The organism is Pseudoalteromonas sp. OF7H-1, from assembly GCF_022347825.1.
In the GTDB taxonomy this organism is placed as follows: domain Bacteria; phylum Pseudomonadota; class Gammaproteobacteria; order Enterobacterales; family Alteromonadaceae; genus Pseudoalteromonas; species Pseudoalteromonas maricaloris.
Genome location: NZ_JAKRFX010000002.1, coordinates 14,042 through 30,202, shown reverse-complemented (window position 1 = coordinate 30,202; position 16,161 = coordinate 14,042). Strand labels below are relative to the sequence as shown.

22 protein-coding genes are annotated in these 16,161 nt (G+C 45.2%); all 22 read right to left on the bottom strand.

The window, feature by feature from the left end; all coding sequences use genetic code 11:
- Positions 1–7: 7 nt before the first annotated feature.
- Positions 8–490: a hypothetical protein gene (locus MHN30_RS02360; RefSeq protein ID WP_138581748.1), complete on the bottom strand. Its 483-nt coding sequence runs from the start codon at positions 488–490 to the stop codon at positions 8–10.
- Positions 491–550: 60 nt separating this feature from the next.
- Positions 551–1,255 carry a hypothetical protein gene (locus MHN30_RS02355; protein ID WP_239357741.1) on the bottom strand — a complete coding sequence of 235 codons (705 nt, stop codon included), beginning with the start codon at positions 1,253–1,255 and terminating at the stop codon, positions 551–553.
- 10 nt (positions 1,256–1,265) lie between these two features.
- Positions 1,266–4,049, bottom strand: coding sequence for a hypothetical protein (locus MHN30_RS02350; RefSeq protein ID WP_239357740.1), 2,784 nt, complete (start codon positions 4,047–4,049; stop codon positions 1,266–1,268).
- 3 nt (positions 4,050–4,052) lie between these two features.
- On the bottom strand, positions 4,053–4,601 hold the full coding sequence (locus MHN30_RS02345; protein ID WP_128728022.1) for a hypothetical protein: 549 nt from the start codon (positions 4,599–4,601) through the stop codon (positions 4,053–4,055).
- A gap of 26 nt (positions 4,602–4,627) precedes the next feature.
- On the bottom strand, positions 4,628–5,554 hold the full coding sequence (locus tag MHN30_RS02340) for a phage tail protein (protein WP_239357738.1): 927 nt from the start codon (positions 5,552–5,554) through the stop codon (positions 4,628–4,630).
- Position 5,555: 1 nt separating this feature from the next.
- Complete coding sequence (locus MHN30_RS02335) at positions 5,556–6,398, bottom strand: baseplate J/gp47 family protein (RefSeq protein WP_039496136.1); 843 nt, start codon at positions 6,396–6,398, stop codon at positions 5,556–5,558.
- An 8-nt stretch (positions 6,399–6,406) separates the two neighbouring features.
- Positions 6,407–6,775, bottom strand: a complete 369-nt coding sequence (locus MHN30_RS02330; RefSeq protein ID WP_239357736.1) for a hypothetical protein — start codon at positions 6,773–6,775, stop codon at positions 6,407–6,409.
- Between the two features lie 2 nt (positions 6,776–6,777).
- A complete protein-coding gene (locus MHN30_RS02325; RefSeq protein WP_239357734.1) occupies positions 6,778–7,536 on the bottom strand; it encodes a hypothetical protein in 759 nt (252 codons plus the stop codon).
- A gap of 1 nt (position 7,537) precedes the next feature.
- Positions 7,538–7,915 (bottom strand): phage tail protein, encoded by a 378-nt coding sequence (locus MHN30_RS02320; RefSeq protein WP_239357733.1) that lies wholly within the window; start codon positions 7,913–7,915, stop codon positions 7,538–7,540.
- A gap of 27 nt (positions 7,916–7,942) precedes the next feature.
- Positions 7,943–8,074 carry a hypothetical protein gene (locus tag MHN30_RS23775; RefSeq protein ID WP_275446458.1) on the bottom strand — a complete coding sequence of 44 codons (132 nt, stop codon included), beginning with the start codon at positions 8,072–8,074 and terminating at the stop codon, positions 7,943–7,945.
- Between the two features lie 62 nt (positions 8,075–8,136).
- Positions 8,137–8,883 carry a phage tail protein I gene (locus MHN30_RS02315; RefSeq protein ID WP_239357732.1) on the bottom strand — a complete coding sequence of 249 codons (747 nt, stop codon included), beginning with the start codon at positions 8,881–8,883 and terminating at the stop codon, positions 8,137–8,139.
- Positions 8,864–9,820: a baseplate J/gp47 family protein gene (locus MHN30_RS02310; RefSeq protein WP_239357731.1), complete on the bottom strand. Its 957-nt coding sequence runs from the start codon at positions 9,818–9,820 to the stop codon at positions 8,864–8,866. Before MHN30_RS02310 ends, MHN30_RS02315 begins: the two co-directional genes overlap by 20 nt.
- Before the next feature lie 59 nt (positions 9,821–9,879).
- Positions 9,880–10,344, bottom strand: a complete 465-nt coding sequence (locus MHN30_RS02305) for a hypothetical protein (RefSeq protein WP_039496121.1) — start codon at positions 10,342–10,344, stop codon at positions 9,880–9,882.
- A gap of 11 nt (positions 10,345–10,355) precedes the next feature.
- Positions 10,356–11,126: a hypothetical protein gene (locus MHN30_RS02300; RefSeq protein ID WP_130164608.1), complete on the bottom strand. Its 771-nt coding sequence runs from the start codon at positions 11,124–11,126 to the stop codon at positions 10,356–10,358.
- A gap of 128 nt (positions 11,127–11,254) precedes the next feature.
- Positions 11,255–11,569: a hypothetical protein gene (locus MHN30_RS02295; RefSeq protein WP_130164609.1), complete on the bottom strand. Its 315-nt coding sequence runs from the start codon at positions 11,567–11,569 to the stop codon at positions 11,255–11,257.
- 10 nt (positions 11,570–11,579) lie between these two features.
- The gene (locus tag MHN30_RS02290) at positions 11,580–12,356 is read right to left on the bottom strand and encodes a phage tail protein (protein WP_239357727.1); all 777 of its coding nucleotides are present in this window, start codon (positions 12,354–12,356) and stop codon (positions 11,580–11,582) included.
- A 9-nt stretch (positions 12,357–12,365) separates the two neighbouring features.
- Positions 12,366–12,911: a phage tail protein gene (locus tag MHN30_RS02285; RefSeq protein WP_239357725.1), complete on the bottom strand. Its 546-nt coding sequence runs from the start codon at positions 12,909–12,911 to the stop codon at positions 12,366–12,368.
- Positions 12,912–13,266: 355 nt separating this feature from the next.
- Positions 13,267–14,178: a phage tail protein I gene (locus tag MHN30_RS02280; RefSeq protein WP_239357723.1), complete on the bottom strand. Its 912-nt coding sequence runs from the start codon at positions 14,176–14,178 to the stop codon at positions 13,267–13,269.
- A gap of 8 nt (positions 14,179–14,186) precedes the next feature.
- The gene (locus tag MHN30_RS02275) at positions 14,187–15,029 is read right to left on the bottom strand and encodes a baseplate J/gp47 family protein (protein WP_239357721.1); all 843 of its coding nucleotides are present in this window, start codon (positions 15,027–15,029) and stop codon (positions 14,187–14,189) included.
- Between the two features lie 60 nt (positions 15,030–15,089).
- Positions 15,090–15,338: a hypothetical protein gene (locus MHN30_RS02270; RefSeq protein ID WP_010378331.1), complete on the bottom strand. Its 249-nt coding sequence runs from the start codon at positions 15,336–15,338 to the stop codon at positions 15,090–15,092.
- On the bottom strand, positions 15,335–15,733 hold the full coding sequence (locus MHN30_RS02265; protein WP_010378328.1) for a 3TM-type holin: 399 nt from the start codon (positions 15,731–15,733) through the stop codon (positions 15,335–15,337). The genes MHN30_RS02270 and MHN30_RS02265 overlap by 4 nt, the downstream gene beginning before the upstream one ends.
- A complete protein-coding gene (locus MHN30_RS02260) occupies positions 15,730–16,149 on the bottom strand; it encodes a glycoside hydrolase family protein (RefSeq protein ID WP_017218911.1) in 420 nt (139 codons plus the stop codon). Before MHN30_RS02260 ends, MHN30_RS02265 begins: the two co-directional genes overlap by 4 nt.
- Positions 16,150–16,161 lie beyond the last annotated feature (12 nt).

The following is a 16,161-nucleotide window of genomic DNA, read 5'->3' as shown; positions in this document are numbered from 1 at the left end:
TTTCTTCTTAAAAACTGATCACAAACTCAAACGTTTCGCGTACCCCTTGGTCGCGAAATAGCGCCGTACGATGCTCAAGCAAAATAAGCTCACCAGCCTCTGCAACCTCGTCTGGTAAGAGGTAATATTTTCCAGCTGGAACGCCTGTTTTCGGTGTCGTGCCAAGCATTAAACCAAGCTCGCGAATGTGCTCACCTAAGCCATCTTCGAAGTCGTAGGTGAATTGGCAATATAGATGTTGGCTGGCGGTATCGCTTAAGCGGAACTTTCCGGTTGGTACCTGAATTTCGCCTTGTTCATCCGGCTCACAAAAGCGAATTTGCTTTGCCTTGCGATAACCAATGAGATTAGTGAGTTGTGTGGTATTGGTAGGGGTTGGCGGTAAAGTATTATCCCAACTTGATGCGCCGTTTCCCCATGCCAAATAAATAGCCTGCTGCTGCATTAGCCGTGCAAGCGCCTTGCGGCCTTGAAGTGTTAAAGTGGCCAAGGACTGCTCCTTAAAGAAATAAACCGAGCCAAAGATTAAGCTCGGTGAGAAGGTAGAGGTTTAGTAAGATTCAATCCAGAGGTCGGATTGTTGCTCTGCGGCTAGTAAACAAGCTTGAGTAAGTTGTGCTTTGGTTACTTCGGCCACATTGTTATTAGCAAGTACCCAGCGCTGCGTGTCACTGTCTGTCATCAGTAGTATGGCTCGAACCATACGTTGCTGACTTTGTTCATCACCATCAAACACCAGACCGTCAACCTCAACGGCGATTGACGCCACATTCGCTGCACGCTGACTTTTAAAGCGTTCACGTTTAGTGTCTGCAATTTGTTGTTCAGTATGCGAAATGGTCGCAGGATGGTGATAAGCCACTCGCGCTTTGTCGTCGAACTCTATGCGCGATTCAACAGTTTCAGTGGTTAATGCTAAATCCACCTCCACATGCTCAACACGATAGCAAGCTCTCCTCGCTTGCAAGTCCAACATTGGCTCCGCTGGTAGCGATGGCACAGGCATTAGTTCATCTGGATTAGCAGCATTGTGCGCTTGTGCCTCTGCTATCTGTGCTTGCACTTCTGTCGTTTCAGTCTGCCACGCGGCATGCGCCTCGCGATATGCTGCTTCTTCTTGCTCAATGGCAAGTTGTAGCACTTCGTCAATCTGCTCTTGAGGATGACGCAGCATTATTTTTGTTTGCACGTCCGTATAGCTCAGCGTTAATACCTCTACTGCATCCGCCGTGAGGTTCTCAGCCTCAGTATTCATTGCAATCTCCTTATCCATTGTGTGCAATCCCTATTGGGAATAGGGTGTGATGGCAGAACACTTTGACGGTATTGCCGTTGAGATCGGTTTTGGTGTTTTCGCCATCGATAATTGGGATCGTTTGGTCATCGCCCCAGTCAGTGCCATTATGCTTTAACTCTGCACCGTGGAATTGAAGGTAAAGTAAGCCATTTTTTTCTGTAACAGAATAAAGCGCTTTAATGAGAGGCGATTGGTTTTCTTGAGCAGGGATATTGATCTCATCGTGTTTAGGCTGGTATTTATAACTGGCATTTAACTTGCCTTCTACCAACCTATAGCCTTTAATCTCTCCAGCAAACTCTTGAGCAGGGTCTAGCGTTGCTTTTCCTACTAACTCTGTTAAGGAGCTCGTCAACTTATTACCTTCTCGTGGACTAGAGTGCGTTGATGCGTATACCCCCCCAACATTTCCTCGTATTTTAGAATTAGCCTCTGGCTCTGAAACTGAAGCGTTAGCGGCATAACAATATAGTGCGACGTCTTCTGTGTTATGAGGTTTACGAATACTATTTGGAATATACTCAATTGTAAAACTTTCAGACGTCCATGTTTGACCAAAATCTCCAGTCAAACAACGATGATATGGAGCAATCAATTTTTTGTTGAATGAATAGCTCTTTGATGTTCCATCCGGAGTTTCAGGGATCCACTGTCCAACCACACCATCAGGGAAGGTTGCAGCGATATTTTCAGGGCTGCCAACAATATCAATCCAAGAGAGAGAGTCGAACTCAGCAGGTAGCATTGATACTTCGGCAAAATAACAAATATCAGATTGATTTAGACCAACTCTTTCGAGGGGATGAATATGTTTGCCACTCTCAAGATTATGCGACCCACTTGCTAACATCATATGTGAGTTAGATGTAGAGATACGGCCATAAAGTGTTGTTCCTGTGGCCGGTTGCCAAACCATAACAGGAGTATTTTTTGGAAAATCATTGCCGTAAAAATCTATCGCCGAACCATCTGCTCCTTTCCGAAAGACTGCATTTTGCGGGTTTGAACCTCTGTAGTAACCTTTATGAAGCGCTTTGAACTTTGTAAATAAAGTTTTGCCTTTTCCTCGAAATTTACCAGCAATCGCTTTGTACATTTCATTTTCACGAAGAACATTTACATTCAACTTCTTAGCACTGAGACGCAAATCTTCCACTTGGCCTGCGTAGATGGTGTCATGATAGTTGTACTGATCAGGCCGGCCTGAATTAACGCTCCCCCCCACTATAGAGCCAAAGGATTTCCAGCTGCCTCGAGCTGGCGCGCCAGCCATGTGGTCTGGATTTCCGTAATCCAGCGTAAAGCATTCTACAGTAGACGTAGGCTCTACATTTGAAAACTTGGGCCTATACCAACGCGTTATACCATTACCATCTGGACGCGTAAAATTACCACATCCCATTGGATTGTAACTAGGATGATATGCCCCTTGGTTTAAACGCTGTACAAGGGCTATCGGTATTGCAAAGCATAAATTGTTATAAGCACATTCTCTATTTTGATTGTACCGCGGTACCCATTGAGAACTGTCTCTATCATTGAATATTTCATATTGCGAATTTTTACTAACATAACCATTAATATATTCTCCCGAACTAACCGTTCCCCAATCGATAACATCATCTAATTTCCCTCGAGTCTGTATACGCGAAAGAGCTCTGTTACCTTCCCCTAAATAGCCAAGGAAGCTCTCAATTTGTGGAGTTATACTTCGCCCTTCGTAGCTCCATATAGTCCCCATACCCTCAACAACCCTAATTCGATATCTAACCTGAATATACGCTTTGGCTTTTGGGTCGTAGTAAATATTATGCTCGGGCTCTCCAAGGAAAATGGCCTTTTGCGGCTCTGTTAGCGATGACCATTTAACGCCATGCCCCTTTGTACCAGTATCCCACTCTCCAAACGCTGAATACCCCTGAGCAACGAGGTTATTGCGAAGGGCAATGCCCTTATAGTTATTTGCGCCATATTGCACATTACCGAGTGGATACACGACGTCTTTATCAACAATTTTCTCATGCCAAGACTCCAGAAATACTAAGTCTTTACGAGAGGTAATAACCTTATTGGTCTCGGTTTCTGCTGCAAATGCGGCTTCAGCATTACTATGCTGGGTTACGGTACCAGACGCTGAGTCATAGGTTTTGGTGCCGTCGGGTGCAGAGGGAAATTTCAAAATAGATTGAGTGCTAGTGTGCGCGACTCTAGAAACATGATGTGTAACCCCGTCGATATTCACAACCGGATATATTGTATTAGAGGTTCCTGCTATTTTGTTTGATGCAGCTTCACCCATGATCAGCGTATTCCTTGCTGAAGGCGCTATATACTGCCAAATTCCTTCATTCACATTTACATTATTTGCGCTGTAATTATGCTTCCCCCACTCCACAAACCCACTTCCCGCATATTGCTGTTTACGCATATCGCGCAGTGCATCAAACTGGGCTTTGGTCATTACATGGGGATGCGGGTTAACGCTTTGTGCGTCTGCAATCAGTGATTTAAGTGTTGGCAGTGTATGGCTGTTGCCGTTTAGATCTTTGAGGTTGACGCTGCCAGACTGAGTTTGCCAATCATTCAGCGCTTGGTTGTTCTGATTAACCGTTTGATAGGTTTGGGCAATATCTTGCTTAACCTGATCAATTTCCTGTAAGCCTTCGGTGATATTATTGGCAAGTTGAACACTTGCTTCGGTTTGCTCAGTTGCAGCCTGTTGCAACTGAGCAAGTTGTGATTCTATGGTCATGTATTATCCTATGTTTGCTTTGCGCAGGCGCATCGCCAGTTGCATGGTTTGGTTAGCTTGCTGAATTAGGCTTTTACCTTGTCTAAGATGTGCATAAACAGATGTAGCCAGCTCTTTTGCCATAAAAATATTGGTGTTAAGCACCCCAGTTTCAAAACTGACTTGCTGTGAAGGCAGCGCTGCGAGGTTAAGCGAAATGACCTCTAACCATGCTACGTCTTTGCTTTTATGATTCAGCACTTCACCCCCTGCGCTATATACCGCAACTAAGGTGCTGCCAGACCAAATTCCTAATTCTTTAACTGGGTAATCGGCTTCCCCCTCAAACACTGCGCTAAAACGCACTTGTGTTGCAGTGAGTTGCTCCGCCTGTAAAATCGGGACCTTTTGGCGCTCTTGTCGTAACTGCGTTTGCAAGTGAGACGCGATATAACCTGCACTTCCTGCTGACAAATGCGTCAACGTAAAAGCTTGTCCTTGCTCTAGCGCCTGCGTCAATTTGGCGAGCCCCGGTGTCGTCCATACAACAGAGGCAAATTGTGATGATTGCATTGAGAATTCCATTTATTTGAGGAGTGTTATTCTGGGAGTACCACTTGGAAACGACTACAATGAACATTAAGCCGTCCAGTGGTGGCGAGCGCAGCTGAGAGCGGCATCATTTGACGATGTTGCCAATGTACAGTCGTTGCATGAAGCGGATCACCGACAAAGGCGTCGGCTTTAGTCCAGCTTTGTTGCCACTCGCCCTGCCACGAGCGAGTTGACCACACGCGATGCTGCGAAAGCAGCCTGATTCGGGCTGAGCTTACAGGCAGTTGTGAAGGCTCTTTGTCGCTGAGCTTGTATTCACTCAAGCGTTTTGTGGTGAGGTAATGACTGCGCTGACTATGTGTTCTACTGAGGTGTACAGAGGCATTCGTCACGTTATGACTCACACCTTGCTGGTGGCTGCGACCAAAGCTGACTTTGCATAGCGTGTTATCGCCATCATGAAATGGCACGCCAGAAACATCAGATAGAAGCGCCCCAAAACCACTTTGAGATAACTTCAGTTCACGCACATCATAACCATGATAAATACGTGAGAGTTTGGCTCTTACTGGGGCAGATAGTCCAAGCAGCTGATGTATATCTTTAAGCGCCTTGTTCCCTGGAATTTTGCCAGATGCCAATTGATAGCGATAAAAGTGACGCCCGGGTTTATCAACCTCAAGCTCAGCCTCGTCAAAGTTGAGCCAATTGAGCGCAATGTCTACACTTTTTGGTGTACCGCGAAGTCGCTGCCAAACCAGACCTTCCTTGATGGTTTCGCGAAGATCTTGGCTGTAGGGCAAAATAGCTTCTAAGCCATACTCCCAAACGAGCCACATCAACAAGTTGTCGTGCGGTTCGGCCTTAAACCCAGATAACCTTGAGATACCCGAATGAATATCGTCACTCACGGCAACACTTTGCTGCAATCGCCGTTGCAGCAAAGTGTGATTAGGAGGTAATAACGTCATCTTAGCCTCGCTTTAATGTTAGCGAGATTGACTTGGGCATAACGTACTGGTGGGCTGCCACATCAATTAACTGTGTTGGAGCAAGCAGTTCGATATGCCTAATTCCCGTACTATGTAATTGTGCATGCAGCCAGCTTGGCGTTAAATCCCAGCCAAGTGTCGTGACCTTGAGCCAGTTGTCTTGCAACGTTTGCTCCAGCTTATTGATAATAAGTTCAGAAGCATGAGTATTGAGATAAAGCTCAGCTTCAACATCTACCCAAATGGGCTGTGCAAGCTTGACCTCTAACGTGTCCGTTAGCATTTTCACCGAGTCGTCAAATAGCCTCTCTTTAACTTGTGCTAAAACCTGTTCTGCATCAGTGTCAAACTTTGCCAGTACCGTTACCACCACCAGCCCATCCCCTGGGCTTTGCACCGACACATCCTTGATTAATCCCGGTGCAGCTTCAATGGCTTGATGACGATAATGCGCCGCACTACCTGCCGTACTGGACGCTATGGTGCTGTTGCGAATACGCATTCGTAAGGTTTCGTCATGCTCATCGGGCAACCGAGCCACCCCATAAAAAGCACCAAGATGCTCAAGATCGGCGCCTTGGCTGGTAGCTAACAAATTAGCCGCAGCGGCTTCATTGACGCGCTGTCGTAATAACAGCTCGCGATAGCTTTCAACTTGCAAACAAATCGCAAGCGGCGAGCTTTCGAGTGCTAACGCTTCGGCATATTCAGGTGCAAGTTCGATAAAACGTTGTTTACGTGCTTGGAACAGGCTTTCGAAATCAAGTGGTTCAAGGATGTTTGGCGCTGGCAAAGTGGAAAGATCGATTGATTGATTTGCCATAGAGTGCCTTATTCTGAGGAAGTTAAAATGCTTGCAACACCAGTGGCGCGAGATTCAATTTCTTGGTAAACATTTTCAGCGCCTTTACCTTGATAGGGAAACTGAATTTCATTATTCAACACTTTTGTGGTTAATGTACCTAGGCTGTCACACCCCTGTGATGCCGCTGCACGCATCTCGGCAAGTGTTGTTGCTTTGCTGAGGCCATCAAGCAGTTTAATAAACTCAACTAATACTAGGTGGCTTGTATCTGCAGTAGTCCCAATAATAGATTCTACATCTGCCACTTCTCGGCTTATTTGCCCGCGCTTTACTTGCTTGTCTAGGTACGCGAGTGTCGCTAAATGGTCTTGTTGTGAAGGAATTTGTTCTTGCATAATTACACCTCGATTCTTGGGTAGTTAATAACACGGTCAACAGCAAAAGTGGCGTTACCACCAAATTCAACGATGTTTTGTGGTGTTTTGTCACTGCTAACTGGCGATGGGAGTATGTTGACAAAGCGAACAAATAGCATTGAATAAGGGTGCAGACCATGAAGCTTAATTGTGTCAATAGTCTGAGTGGTTGCACATGCATTCCACCCACCTGTACTTTTTGGCTGAAGGCCTAAACGCTCAACCTCAGCGTTAATCTGGTCACTTGTTGCTTCATAGTTTGCTAATACAAATTGAGGAAAGCTTCTAGACCAATCATGACTATATTGATCTTCTTCACTGTGACCAGGTGCATAACTATAACTACGAGTCAGATGTACTTTGGTAAGCGCCTGAGGAGCTGGATAGGTGTAGTAACCCTGCGTAGCGATAGGTACTTTAACCCATTTTGAAATATGTGGAGCTTCAGGTTCAGCTTCTATATTTAACGAGCTCTTAGAATGATCCGCCCTATCATAATAATTAATTCGCAAATCAGAGTGACTATCAGCAAAATTAAGGATCGCTTGATCTGTTTTTGCTCCTGCCAAAACAATCGCTTCGCTAATATCTTGCTGCGCGTCACTCAGCGCATGATTAATTTCTCCCATTTTGCCGATCACGGTTTGTGTGAGGGCATTATTTGAGTCGATTAATTTGCCGTTTTCGGCTTGCAGTGCGGCGATGCGCTGCTCTAATGTCATTGGCTGATAATCCGCCATATTACACTCCTAGCTGTAGTAGTCTGTTGTTGAATTGAATTTGTCGGTGATTCGCTTGAATTTGCGCACTCAGTTGTTGGGTTTGTGCCACCAGCATGTCGAGAAATTCACCGGCATAGAAAAGCGTTAAATCGCCTGTAGTATTAATCGTGATAGCATCTACGGGTGCAGCACTTAACAGCAGATCAAACCCTTGTACAATTTGTGCAATTGGAGTTTGATAAAAAAGTACATTTTGCGGGTGCGACCAAACGGCAAACAAAGTGCCATCTGCAAGATAAAAACCCACTTCGCGCACCGCGTACTCAGCATCGTCAATAAAATGTCCGGTAATATGAAATTGCCCGTCACCAACAACTTGCCCGCCGGCAATCGCCACTCGATTTTTTTCACCTTGCAGCCTAGTCTAGCTACGAGACGGCGTATAGCCAGAAGTGCCTACCGCAATCGCGCTAATATCAATAGTAAAACCATTAGCTTTGGCATTAACGGCCGCGTTTAATCCCGCCTGCGTAATAAGCGGCGTAAATTGTTCCATGAGTCATTCCTTTAGAGTCTGTTAATCTTCAAGTTTGTTTTTGCAGCAGCTTTGTTTAGGTATTAATAGCAATAAAACGACTGTCGCTGGATTTGGATAGCAAAAGGCGCAGCGTGAAAATAAAGGCTGGAAGCACTTTTGAGATCAGAGCGCACTTCACCGGATATTTTGCCCACACCTTGCAAAACAGAAGTACCAGCAAGATACAACTGGCTTAAATTTGCAACATTATCTGTTTGTTGAGACATCCATGTTCGCTGGTGGCTCGCAGACTGACTGGCGGTATTGAGTGATAAATTTGCACTTTGCTGTACGCCTACATGCAAACTAATTTGGCTGCGACATGGTTTTGACATCACCACAGCTTGCCAAAGTTGTGCTTGCAGCTTAGGAGTCAGTAGCGTGCTGCCTGCTGGATCTAGGTTCTGAGCGGCCAAAGCAATGATCTGTGCAGAATGCGGCGTAAACGCGTGAGGATTTTCTTGTTGCCACCACTCTTTAAGCTCAACTTTTGCAGCTAGAGTGGAGAGCGCGCTTTTTATCGCACTAACCGTCCCTTTTATTCGATGATCGGGCACGCTATTCGCTATAATCTTGCGCTTCACTTCAATTGGCCAAGCGCTATCCCAAAAGTCCACACTGAGTGCATCCGCAAGCCAAGGTAAAAAATGCTCGGGACATCGCCACGGATCCCAAAGGCTACCAAGTGGAACGGGAGTCGTGGAAACTTTGCTTAGCGCCTTTGCCAGCGCATGCTCAAGCTTAGTGCTTGCGTGCGGTAATAGTGTATTAAATATCTCTTCCTGCAATGTTTATCTCCACTTGTGTACAAAACGCAGCCTGCCAAGGGGTATTGATAATGTCGGCGGTAGGTGAGAGCAGCTCAACACGTTGCACACCTGCTTGGTGTAGCGCACTATAAAGCCCAGACAACCGAATATCATGATTAAGTTTATGATGTGTTTTTAACCATTGCTGCACGCTTTGCTCTACCGTAGATTTCACTTTTTCTTCATCAGGGCCTGGATATAAATAAAGCGTGGCGAGGAGGGTAAATTCTTTTACCTCAGCTGAGAGTACTCGTGGCCTATCCGTCAGAGGCCTAATGTCTTCTTGAAACAAATGCTCTGTAATTGCTGTGATTTCGTCTTGATTTGGTATACCATTGCCTCTATCTGTCAGCACCGTTATCGCAACATCCCCCGGTGCGGCATCTAGCAGCCTAGCGGCATGGCTACAATGCAGCAATTTCGTATGCTCTGGTACTAAGTCTGATAATGGCGGCTCGGCCTGAAGCAGCTCAAATTCGGGAGACTCAACAAAAACATCCTTAACTTGAGGTAAGGCTTTAAGCGTGTGAAAACAATAAGCACCAATTGGCCCTGCCGTACTAAACCCTTCTAGTGCCAATTGAATACGCGCTCGAAAGCGCTCGTCACTCTCCCCAGCTTCTCGTATCACCGCAAAACGATTCCCCAAATAATCGAGTTCACTACTCGTGGCTTTTGCCAGCAACACCTGTTGCGCGCCTTCATTAATTTGTTGACGTAATAGCAACTCTCGATAAGCAAAGACTTCCATCAGCTTGACGATGGGGTCGCTGGGTAGTAGCTCAGAAAGTTCTGGGCAGGCGTGTTCTACGGCTTGCTTTAGTTCGTTATAAAGCGTTTTAAACTCAACGGGTTCAAGTAAATCGGATGCGGGTAATTGACTAAGACTGACCGCACTGAAGTTAGTTAAAGACATAATGGGGCCTGATGTAAGGCACCCAATCAAAAATGACTGGGTGCTTGTGGTAGGTATGTTTAAACGTTGCTTTGCAGTGCTTGGCTGACACCATTTGCACGCTCGGCGATTTCGTGCATCACCTGAGCTTCGCCTTTCACTTGGTACGGAAAAGTTAAGCTTCCCGATTGCACATCAGCGTGGATATGGCCAATCTTATCTTTAAGTCCACTCACAGAAGCTCTAACGTCATCCAGTGATTGCGCGGTGCTAAGTGAAGTAACCAAACTGCTCAGCTCTTTCAGCAGTAATTGTGCCGTATCTGCCGTTGTACCGAGCAATGTGTCTGTGTCTGCAACTTGTTGAGCAATTTGCTCACGCGCAGACTGCTTGCTCTGTAGTGCTGTCTCAACTGCGCTTAGCTCTAGTGTGAATGTTGTTCCCACTCCAAATGTATCTTCAACAAACTCCTGCGTTACAAAATGTGGGGTATTGGCGTCGTAGAACTTGTCAACAATTTGGTTATTTACTATTAGTTTTGCCATTTTTATTCTCCTTAGTCGTAAGCATTTTGTGTAGCGTCACCTAAATAGGCGAATTGTCCCCAGTCATCCAAAGGTACTTCTCCTGTCACAACTGCAGGAAGGGCAATTTGAATCACGCCAGTTTCATCTTCAGGTTTACCTTCACCATGAACATAAGGGTGACAGTGGCTATATTTATTTCGACCGAAATAAGTGGTTTTACCACAAAGCTTCGCTTCTTGATTTGCCTCTAAACCCTCACACCAAAACCCATTGGGTAGTACTCCACGAATATGTTTTACGATAGCCGCGACAGTGACCAAAGTTGGTGCTCTAAAGTACTGGTACATTAAATAAGCAACTAGATGTGCACTATCGCCCCGGCGGTTTGGGTAATATTCCAGCTCCCAAATATTAAATTTACCTGCAAAGTATTTGGTGTCGGAATTAATTGCTCGTAAAAACTCTCTTGCGAGCGGTGTTCTTTGGTCTGTTTCGACTCCAGTTGTAACTGTTTCTAAAAGTCTTGCTTCTTTTACATAGCCACCACTCCAAGAGTGTGGAAAAGTGCCTGCCTCATTGGGAATTAATGCTTGGTTTTTAGTCACGCGAAAATGCGACTGCTTTTTGCGGGCAGAGTCAAACCTTTGATCTATTTTGCCTAACTCCGCGTTGACTTTATTTTTTGCATCAACAACGCTGCTAGCTAAAGTCGCCGTAATATCTTGAATTTTATTATCGACGGTTGCGGTGAGGTCGTTTGACGCCTCAATCAATTTGGCAATATCTTGTTCTAATGCCATATTTTTTCTCCATATGGTTAATACAATTTGTAAAAAGGAATGCCGAGTGTTATCCCAGCGGTAAATCAGGCACAAAAAAAGCCCACCGAATGGTGGGCTTAATAGCCTAAAGTCGTTGTAGATTGGTGTTATTGCGGTTTTGGATAACGATTTTTAATGGTGCTTCGCGCTTGCAGCCACGCAGTTTTTGCCGCTTGTACGGCTTCACTCGTTTCACCAAATTCGGCCATTGCCGCTAAGTAATCGAAGGCAAGACCATCTGACTCGCTCTGGTAAGCAAAACTTCTAGCGTGCATACATTGCGCTGCAAGCTGAGCCTGCTTTGCCTCAGCTAGAATGCTTGGAATATCAGCACTGGCGACACCCAAATCTGCCAGTGTTTTTTCATCTGCCGGTACATTGATAAGTTCATCATCACCGATTTTTAAGGTTTTAATTTCCATTGTAACTCCTTTAAGCTGTTGGTGGTGTATATGGATGGTTTGCGTATGGAATAGAGCTTAGTGTTGGGGCTAAACGCTCGACAAATGGAATTGGCTCTGCGTACCAACGAACTGTCCAATTATCCCAGCTTCTTGCATATAGATTCCGTCTTTCTTGATCGCTACCGTCATGGAACCCTACATCGCCTTTCCAGTTTTTAATAATTCGATATTTCAGACCGCCACCTCTTAAATAAATCCCGCTATGAGTAGCACAGAATGCACCAAAGGCACCTTCTTCACCGCCACCATATAGATCTAAACTTGAAACAACTTTTTCGCGTTTGCAGTACATAGCAAAACTGGCATGGCTTACGGTTGGGTTATAACGCTCATGGAAGCGTTTAACGTGTAGAAAATTTGAATCACCGTGCCAAGCCGTTGCATTTCCTTCCAACTCAAGTAAAAGTGCCGCTTGGTGAGAGCTTGTGGTATTTAAGGGTTGTGTGTCACTATTCCAAGAATACTGACGAGCAATCGTTAACTTACTCACTCCCGCAGCATTACCAGGCGTAGCCCACCACACCGGATAAAAATAATCCTTTGAACCACCGATAAAAATATCCTGAACATAGCGTGTTTCAGGCATCGCCTCTTGAATAAATTTGTCGACATCTTGCTCTTTTTTCGCAATACGCGTGTCAAAGGCAGCCATTTGGTTATCAAGCTGCTGCGCCTTTTTATCCACCACCGCTGTTAAGGCATCCGTAGACTGAATGAGATTAGCAATATCTTGTTCTAATGCCATGAGTTGCTCCTATAAAATTCCTTTGTCCATCAACTCAAACTTCTGTTTAAGATGACGAGTCATATTGTTAATTTGCGCTGCGCCTAGCTTGGCAAGTTCAGGGGCGATAAGAATATTTAGATTAACGCCGTTATCGACGATGGTAACAGCGTCGGCAGGTACGCCCGTTAGCACCAAATCAAAAGCAAGAAGTAAATCGACTTCCGCCGACTTATAAGCAATAGGTCTATCTGGTGAAGAATACACCGCAAATAGCACCTCTTGTGTTTGGCCATTTGCCTCGCTTTCGATATAAAAGCCCACTTCATTGACCCAAAAGTTGTGATCGGTATCATCAATCACACTCATATGGATTTGGGCATTCCCCTTATCTTCGCCACTTGCCACCATAATGCGGTGGACTTCTTGTTGTAGCTGGCGGTGGCCTTGATCTGGCGTATAGTTGCCAGTGCCAAGCCCTACCTTGCTGATCTTCGCTTGAAAGCCATTTTTTTGGGCGTTAAATACTGCTTCCAAACCCGCGGTGGTGATGGTCGGCCGTAAAATCGTGCTCACAGCACCTGTCTCCTTTTGTTGAGTGATATCAACCCGCATCAATACACAACTCGATTTATAAGCTGATTTATTAAGCACATTGATATGAAATGACAGCAATGGGTTTTATACCAATAGGTACTACCGCTGGGTAAACGCTGATGACATCATTTGAAGTGTTTATATTCGCTATTCCAATAGCGGTTGTAGGCTAAATTGCTGCGATGATTAATACCCATTTGCTTAATTAAGTGATCTATTTTGAGGCGAGAAAACCTTGTCGATAACCAGGCAAAAATTTTGCTATTTAGTTGTTCTAAATAAGAAATTTTTAACGCCGTTAGCGTCAGATTTACTCCTTCAAATTGAGCAAGTATTAAGACAAATTGGTATAAGTGTGGCAGTAGAATCTAGCCACTTGAAAACGACGATTAGTAAAGTGCAAAGTGCTCGCAAGTTCCGTCGTAAAGTCAAACTTGGCGGCAGGCAATCTTTGCTCATTGGTTAAATAAATTCGGCTAACCACATGACGGCGGTTATTTAAGTGAAGCCCTGCTCGCGCAGAGCTTTGTAAATACGCATTCACATGCTGGCTTTTCATATACCGGCCTGTCGCTGCGATTTGTTTATTGCTTGCCAATGCAAATGCCGCTGATACGGTGGCAGCGGGTGCTTTTACGGCCTCAGTTTGCGCTGACTTTCTCGCAACCTGCAAACCACTGGCAATAGAGGCTGTTTGCAGTGTTAGGCTCATTTTGGCACCAACTAGAAAATCGAAGTGGGCACGTTTTGGTTTAGTACTATCGGTAACATCTTTAACGGCTTGGTAAAGCTCTGGACTTAAGATCACAGCGTCACTGGTATACGGAATTTCATTCGCCCACGCGATAAACATAAAGGTATGCGGCTGCTTTGATTGATAAGGCGCCAGTGCTATATCATCAATTTCTTGAAACCATTCAAAAAACTCAACGCTTACCCCTAGCGCTGCCAATGCTCGCTTTACTGAGCCAACGGTACCTTTGTGCTTATGCACTTTGACCGAATTGGCGATAAATGCCCGTTTAGTATCTACCGGCCAGCTTTCATCCCACTCATCTACTGATAAAGACCATGCAAGCCAAGGTAATAAAGCCTCTGGGCAAGTCTGTGGGTGCCATTGCTTGCCCACATATTCTGGGATAGTTGGTGTTACCTCAAGCTTACTCGGTAAGTCTTCAACTTGCTCAGCAATAGTGCGAACCAGCTTTGATGTGCCAGGTGGCAGTAATTTATAATAACTTGTCATAGCTCACCTTACTCCGTTGGAAAATGTAATTGCACATCGCGACAGTAAGCGGCATTTTTAGCACTTGGTGAGAGGTCGTCATGCATCGAGCAAAGCTTCACTTTTCTTACTCCTCCTTGATGCAAGGCATCAATAAGTCCCGAGCTGGGTACTTCTTTCCCGAGCAAGTAATGCGATTGAATAAAGTTTTCAATTGCACGATGGATGGACACTTTAACCTGCTCCGTATTAATACCTGCATTAAAGTAAATCTCGGCTTCAATCGTGTAGGCCGTTGGCTCTACCAAATGCACGCGTACAAGGTCCGTAAGCGGTCTAACATCTTCGTCGTTGAGATAACGTAACACCTCAGTTCTCAGTGCTTCTTTATCTTCCAAAGTCACCACTTCAGCAACTGGTAACACATGGACTTCAACAATACCCGGCAATGTTGATTCAACAAATACGTCTTTCACTTTTGCAGAAGCGGTAAACGCATGGTACTGATAAGCACCAGACGTGCCTCCCATTGAATGACTTTCAAGAGAAAGTGGGATCCGCAAACGATAGCGTTCATCCGATTCCGCTTCTTCTCGCGCTACACCGAACAAAACACCCAAATGATCCAAGTCACTGCCCGTAGCATATGCCACCATCACAGATTGTGCGGCATCATTTACACGCTGCCTCAGCAATACCTCACGATAGGCAAAAAGCTCCATCAGCTTTATTGCTGGATCTGAGGGAAGAAATGGAAAATCTGGAAACTGCTGTTGCAATTGCGCTTCTAATTCCTGATAAATAGCTTCATAGCTGACTGTCTCCAACACATCAGGTGCAGATAGGCGCGTCAAATCGATAGCATTATTCATGCTACTCTCCTTTTAAATGGGGTTGGATAAAGAAAGCCAATACGGCCGATAATAGCGGCGCTACGGACCCACTCTGCGGGCACCGAGCAACGTATCTAATTTTTTATCTATAGAATCTAAGCGCTTTTCGATGCGCTTTTGGTCTTCTTGGCGAATTTGCTTGAGGTGGTCAAGCTCTTGGGAGTTAGTGGTGATCCTTTTATCTAAGTCGCCAAGGTAAATAACACCAGACACCAACAGCGCAATGGTGGTGAGAATGTGGGCCAAATTAAACTCCTTTTTCATTTGCCATTGTTCAGGATGATTCACTTGCTGACCCCTTTTACTTTCTCAACGGTTCTAAGCCCTGCAAGCCCTAACATGGCAAGCGTAAGCTCTAACATCACATCCAGCGGCAACTCAGGTGTACCATGTTCAGGCATTAACCACTGTAGAATTGGATTAATCACGAACGAAAACAAAAAGCCTAGACCACACACCCACATCAAAAAAGGCCTCGCCCCCGCAACAAACACACTGCGATGCGCTGCTTGAACTTGATTGATCTGCGCTTGTACTAATGCATGCTTTGCTATCAGTCTCGCCTTTAAATGCTCTTGCTTGAGTACTTCTTCTTCACTGGTAAACAATTCATCAAGAATATTGCCAATTGCTTCTATCGGAGCCACTGTTTTTGCAGAAAATAGGCTACCTAATAGACTCATGATTGCCATTCCCCAGAGATCATCTGTTGAGCAAGCTCTTGCGCGCGATTGGGCACTTGTCTTGCCCAGCGGCTATCTAACATTTCAAGCGCAGCGGTATCAAAATCACCTTTTTCGACCGCTTGTAACATTCGACTAAAGTTAAGTAACCCTGTGATCCCTAAGTTAAATGCCATATTTACCAGCACCGCCATCCGTGCATCGTTGCAGTGTTGGGTTGCAATCCTGCGCGCCACCGCCGCTTTAGCATTTTCTACATCGCTCGCAAGCAGTGATTCTGCTTCTTCTTCATCAATCCCCTTATCATCGAGATTTCGACCATAGCCAATAGTCAGCTTTCCCGCGGTACAAAGGTAAGGAAATTGGCGAAACCCCTCATGTTTTTTGAGTTGCTCTACTGTATTCATTACGGACATACAATTCCCCTT

Bases quoted from the DNA above. Each gene is read 5' to 3' on its own strand.
- MHN30_RS02300 (WP_130164608.1), bottom strand. From the start codon at position 11,126: ATGGCATTAGAACAAGATATTGCCAAATTGATTGAGGCGTCAAACGAC.
- MHN30_RS02355 (WP_239357741.1), bottom strand. From the start codon at position 1,255: ATGAATACTGAGGCTGAGAACCTCACGGCGGATGCAGTAGAGGTATTA.
- MHN30_RS02275 (WP_239357721.1), bottom strand. From the start codon at position 15,029: ATGAATAATGCTATCGATTTGACGCGCCTATCTGCACCTGATGTGTTG.
- MHN30_RS02330 (WP_239357736.1), bottom strand. From the start codon at position 6,775: ATGCAAGAACAAATTCCTTCACAACAAGACCATTTAGCGACACTCGCG.
- MHN30_RS02345 (WP_128728022.1), bottom strand. From the start codon at position 4,601: ATGCAATCATCACAATTTGCCTCTGTTGTATGGACGACACCGGGGCTC.
- MHN30_RS02260 (WP_017218911.1), bottom strand. From the start codon at position 16,149: ATGTCCGTAATGAATACAGTAGAGCAACTCAAAAAACATGAGGGGTTT.
- MHN30_RS02265 (WP_010378328.1), bottom strand. From the start codon at position 15,733: ATGAGTCTATTAGGTAGCCTATTTTCTGCAAAAACAGTGGCTCCGATA.
- MHN30_RS02335 (WP_039496136.1), bottom strand. From the start codon at position 6,398: ATGGCAAATCAATCAATCGATCTTTCCACTTTGCCAGCGCCAAACATC.
- MHN30_RS23775 (WP_275446458.1), bottom strand. From the start codon at position 8,074: ATGGAACAATTTACGCCGCTTATTACGCAGGCGGGATTAAACGCGGCC.
- MHN30_RS02295 (WP_130164609.1), bottom strand. From the start codon at position 11,569: ATGGAAATTAAAACCTTAAAAATCGGTGATGATGAACTTATCAATGTA.
- MHN30_RS02310 (WP_239357731.1), bottom strand. From the start codon at position 9,820: ATGTCTTTAACTAACTTCAGTGCGGTCAGTCTTAGTCAATTACCCGCA.
- MHN30_RS02290 (WP_239357727.1), bottom strand. From the start codon at position 12,356: ATGGCATTAGAACAAGATATTGCTAATCTCATTCAGTCTACGGATGCC.
- MHN30_RS02350 (WP_239357740.1), bottom strand. From the start codon at position 4,049: ATGACCATAGAATCACAACTTGCTCAGTTGCAACAGGCTGCAACTGAG.
- MHN30_RS02340 (WP_239357738.1), bottom strand. From the start codon at position 5,554: ATGACGTTATTACCTCCTAATCACACTTTGCTGCAACGGCGATTGCAG.
- MHN30_RS02305 (WP_039496121.1), bottom strand. From the start codon at position 10,344: ATGGCAAAACTAATAGTAAATAACCAAATTGTTGACAAGTTCTACGAC.
- MHN30_RS02280 (WP_239357723.1), bottom strand. From the start codon at position 14,178: ATGACAAGTTATTATAAATTACTGCCACCTGGCACATCAAAGCTGGTT.
- MHN30_RS02325 (WP_239357734.1), bottom strand. From the start codon at position 7,536: ATGGCGGATTATCAGCCAATGACATTAGAGCAGCGCATCGCCGCACTG.